At 68.7% G+C, this 1,401-nt stretch carries 1 protein-coding gene; it reads left to right on the top strand.

Annotation, left to right across the window (positions count from 1 at the left end):
• Nucleotides 1–1,401 (top strand): DNA translocase FtsK (locus tag ABS772_RS00005; protein WP_350391571.1); only part of this gene is annotated, 1,401 nt, incomplete at both ends.

Genomic DNA, 1,401 nt, shown 5'->3' with positions numbered 1-1,401 from the left:
CTCCGGTCCAGGCCGCCCCGCAAGCCCCCTCCCCTGCCGCGCAGGGGGCGGCGCTGACCATTCCCGCGCGCCCGGTCCTGCTGCGCGCCAAGCCCGGCGCCGAGGCCGAGCCGGCCGAGGAGACCGCCGAGACGGTGCCGGACGCCGTCCCGGAGACCGCTTCCGAGTTCGTCGACGCGTTCGAGGACGACGCCTTCGAGCCCGTGGCCGCCGTCGAATCCGACCCGGATCACCGTCCGCGGGCGATCCTGCCCGAGCGCCCGATGCTGATCCCCGCCGGCCGCCACCTGGAGGCGTCCTTCGTCGGCAATGCCGACTACGAACTGCCCTCCCTCGAACTGCTCGCCGAGCCGCCGCTGCCCGACGGCGAGGAGGTCGATGCCGACGAGCTGGAGCAGAACGCGCTCAACCTCCAGCAGACCGTGCAGGACTTTGGCGTGCGCGGCGACATTTTGGCCGTGCGCCCCGGCCCCGTCGTGACCTTGTACGAGCTGGAGCCCGCCCCCGGCACCAAGTCGAGCCGCGTCATCGGCCTGTCGGACGACATCGCCCGCTCGATGTCCGCCGTCTCCGCCCGCGTCGCCGTCGTCCCCGGCCGCAACGTGATCGGCATCGAGCTGCCGAACCCGGTGCGCGAGACCGTGTACCTGCGCGAGCTCCTGGCCTCGGTCGATTTCGTCGAGACCAAGCACAAGCTCGCCCTGTGCCTTGGAAAAAACATCGGCGGCGAGCCGATCATCGCCGACCTCGCCCGCATGCCGCACCTCTTGGTCGCCGGCACCACCGGCTCGGGCAAGTCGGTCGCCATCAACACCATGATCCTGTCGCTGCTCTACCGGCTGAAGCCGGAAGAGTGCCGCCTCATCATGGTCGACCCGAAGATGCTGGAGCTCTCCGTCTACGACGGCATCCCGCACCTGCTCTCCCCCGTCGTCATCGACCCGAAGAAGGCGGTCATCGCCCTCAAATGGGCCGTGCGCGAGATGGAAGAGCGCTACAAGAAGATGTCGAAGATCAGCGTGCGCAACATCGACGGGTACAATGCCCGGATGAAGGAGGCGCGCGAGCGGGGCGAGATCATCACCCGCACGGTCCAGACCGGCTTCGACCGCACCACCGGCGAGGCGGTGTTCGAAGAGCAGGAGATGGACCTCTCGGCCCTGCCCTACATCGTGATCGTGGTCGACGAGATGGCCGACCTGATGATGGTGGCGGGCAAGGACATCGAGGGGGCGATCCAGCGCCTCGCCCAGATGGCGCGCGCGGCGGGCATCCACCTGATCATGGCGACGCAGCGTCCGAGCGTCGACGTGATCACCGGCACGATCAAGGCGAACTTCCCGACCCGGATCTCCTTCCAGGTGACGAGCAAGATCGATAGCCGCACGATCCTGGGCGAGA

This window comes from Methylorubrum podarium, assembly GCF_040270385.1.
Classification (GTDB): domain Bacteria; phylum Pseudomonadota; class Alphaproteobacteria; order Rhizobiales; family Beijerinckiaceae; genus Methylobacterium; species Methylobacterium podarium.
Note: the sequence above shows the minus strand (reverse complement) of the source record. Positions and strands in the feature narration are given on the sequence as shown.